This is a genomic window from Candidatus Enterococcus courvalinii (genome assembly GCF_017315945.1).
In the GTDB taxonomy this organism is placed as follows: Bacteria; Bacillota; Bacilli; order Lactobacillales; family Enterococcaceae; genus Enterococcus_B; species Enterococcus_B courvalinii.
In genome coordinates this window covers 1,782-5,033 of record NZ_JAFLWI010000018.1, presented here as the reverse complement: position 1 = coordinate 5,033, position 3,252 = coordinate 1,782, and the positions used below count along the sequence as shown (strand labels likewise).

Here is a 3,252-nt window from a genome sequence, read left to right as displayed (position 1 = left end):
AGGGGCAACCCCTCACTACAATCGGCGCTAAGAAGCTTAACTTCTGTGTTCGGCATGGTTACAGGTGTATCCTTCTCGCTATCGCCACCACACTGTGGTGTTATCTTATTGAGTTTGCTTTTGCTCACTCAAAACTGGATTTGAAGTAATCTCAAACTCTTCCGAGTTTTTTCTTTTACCATTCTTGGTTAAGTCCTCGATCGATTAGTATCAGTCCGCTCCATACATCACTGTACTTCCACTTCTGACCTATCTACCTGATCATCTCTCAGGGATCTTACTTTCTTAAAGAAATGGGAAATCTCATCTTGAGGTGGGCTTCACACTTAGATGCTTTCAGCGTTTATCCCTTCCCTACATAGCTACCCAGCAATGCCCTTGGCAGAACAACTGGTACACCAGCGGTAAGTCCATCCCGGTCCTCTCGTACTAAGGACAGCTCCTCTCAAATTTCCAACGCCCGCGACGGATAGGGACCGAACTGTCTCACGACGTTCTGAACCCAGCTCGCGTGCCGCTTTAATGGGCGAACAGCCCAACCCTTGGGACCGACTACAGCCCCAGGATGCGACGAGCCGACATCGAGGTGCCAAACCTCCCCGTCGATGTGGACTCTTGGGGGAGATAAGCCTGTTATCCCCAGGGTAGCTTTTATCCGTTGAGCGATGGCCCTTCCATGCGGAACCACCGGATCACTAAGCCCGACTTTCGTCCCTGCTCGACTTGTTGGTCTCGCAGTCAAGCTCCCTTCTGCCTTTACACTCTTCGAATGATTTCCAACCATTCTGAGGGAACCTTTGGGCGCCTCCGTTACCTTTTAGGAGGCGACCGCCCCAGTCAAACTGCCCATCTGACACTGTCTCCCACCACGATTAGTGGTGCGGGTTAGAGTGGCCATAACGCAGGGGTAGTATCCCACCAGCGCCTCCATCGAAACTAGCGTTCCGATTTCTACGGCTCCTACCTATCCTGTACATGCGGTACAGACACTCAATATCAAACTACAGTAAAGCTCCATGGGGTCTTTCCGTCCTGTCGCGGGTAACCTGCATCTTCACAGGTACTAAAATTTCACCGAGTCTCTCGTTGAGACAGTGCCCAAATCGTTACGCCTTTCGTGCGGGTCGGAACTTACCCGACAAGGAATTTCGCTACCTTAGGACCGTTATAGTTACGGCCGCCGTTTACTGGGGCTTCAATTCGTACCTTCGCTTACGCTAAGCACTCCTCTTAACCTTCCAGCACCGGGCAGGCGTCAGCCCCTATACTTCATCTTACGATTTTGCAGAGACCTGTGTTTTTGATAAACAGTCGCTTGGGCCTATTCACTGCGGCTGATCTGACGATCAGCACCCCTTCTCCCGAAGTTACGGGGTCATTTTGCCGAGTTCCTTAACGAGAGTTCTCTCGCTCACCTTAGGATTCTCTCCTCGACTACCTGTGTCGGTTTGCGGTACGGGCCGTTGTTTTCTCACTAGAAGCTTTTCTTGGCAGTGTGACATCAGGAACTTCGGTACTATTATTTCCCTCCCCATCACAGCTTGTCCTTAAAAGATTAAGCATTTGACTCAACCTAAGACTTACTGCTTGGACAGACATTTCCAATCGTCTGCATTCCTTAGCCTCCTGCGTCCCTCCATTGCTCAAACAAAAACAACGGGTACAGGAATATCAACCTGTTATCCATCGCCTACGCCTTTCGGCCTCGGCTTAGGTCCCGACTAACCCTGGGCGGACGAGCCTTCCCCAGGAAACCTTAGTCATTCGGTGGACAGGATTCTCACCTGTCTTTCGCTACTCATACCGGCATTCTCACTTCTAAGCGCTCCAGCAGTCCTCACGATCTACCTTCAACGCCCTTAGAACGCTCTCCTACCATAACACCATAGGTGTTATCCACAGCTTCGGTAATATGTTTAGCCCCGGTACATTTTCGGCGCAGGGTCACTCGACTAGTGAGCTATTACGCACTCTTTAAATGGTGGCTGCTTCTGAGCCAACATCCTAGTTGTCTGTGCAACCCCACATCCTTTTCCACTTAACATATATTTTGGGACCTTAGCTGGTGGTCTGGGCTGTTTCCCTTTCGACTATGGATCTTATCACTCACAGTCTGACTCCCGGATATGAATGAATGGCATTCGGAGTTTATCTGAATTCGGTAACCCGAGATGGGCCCCTAGTCCAAACAGTGCTCTACCTCCATCATTCTCAATTCCGAGGCTAGCCCTAAAGCTATTTCGGAGAGAACCAGCTATCTCCAAGTTCGTTTGGAATTTCTCCGCTACCCACACCTCATCCCCGCACTTTTCAACGTACGTGGGTTCGGTCCTCCAGTGCGTTTTACCGCACCTTCAACCTGGACATGGGTAGATCACATGGTTTCGGGTCTACGACTACATACTCAAACGCCCTATTCAGACTCGCTTTCGCTGCGGCTCCGTCTCTTCGACTTAACCTCGCATGCAATCGTAACTCGCCGGTTCATTCTACAAAAGGCACGCCATCACCCATTAACGGGCTTTGACTTGTTGTAGGCACACGGTTTCAGGTTCTATTTCACTCCCCTTCCGGGGTGCTTTTCACCTTTCCCTCACGGTACTGGTTCACTATCGGTCACTAGGGAGTATTTAGCCTTGGGAGATGGTCCTCCCGGATTCCGACGGAATTCCTCGTGTTCCGCCGTACTCAGGATCCTCCTAGGTGCTTTCCAAATTTCATCTACGGGGTTTTTACCCTCTTTGACTGACTTTTCCAAGTCATTCGATTATCTGAAAAAACTACCATATCGGAGTCCTACAACCCCAACAAGCAAGCTTGTTGGTTTGGGCTTTTCCCGTTTCGCTCGCCGCTACTCAGGGAATCGAATTTTCTTTCTCTTCCTGCAGGTACTTAGATGTTTCAGTTCTCTGCGTCTACCTCAAATATGCTATGTATTCACATATTTGTAACATCCTATAAAAGATGCTGGGTTCCCCCATTCGGAAATCTCTGGATCATAGCTTACGTACAGCTCCCCAAAGCATATCGGTGTTAGTCCCGTCCTTCATCGGCTCCTAGTGCCAAGGCATCCACCGTGCGCCCTTATTCACTTAACCTTATCAACCTTACGGTTGGGTTTTGACTTCGTTTCTAGCGATAGAAACTAGTCAAGAAAAATAAGCAATTGAACTTATTAAAAAACTCATTCAACGCGGTGTTCTCGGTTTGTTTTGATCTTACTTCAAATATCCAGTTTTCAATGAACAAAAT

2 rRNA genes are annotated in these 3,252 nt (G+C 49.1%); both read right to left on the bottom strand.

Annotated elements, in window-relative coordinates:
• Positions 1-92 (bottom strand): 5S ribosomal RNA (gene rrf / locus JZO71_RS11015); the annotation flags it as partial.
• 92 nt (positions 93-184) lie between these two features.
• Positions 185-3,098: ribosomal RNA gene (locus tag JZO71_RS11010) — 23S ribosomal RNA — on the bottom strand.
• Positions 3,099-3,252 lie beyond the last annotated feature (154 nt).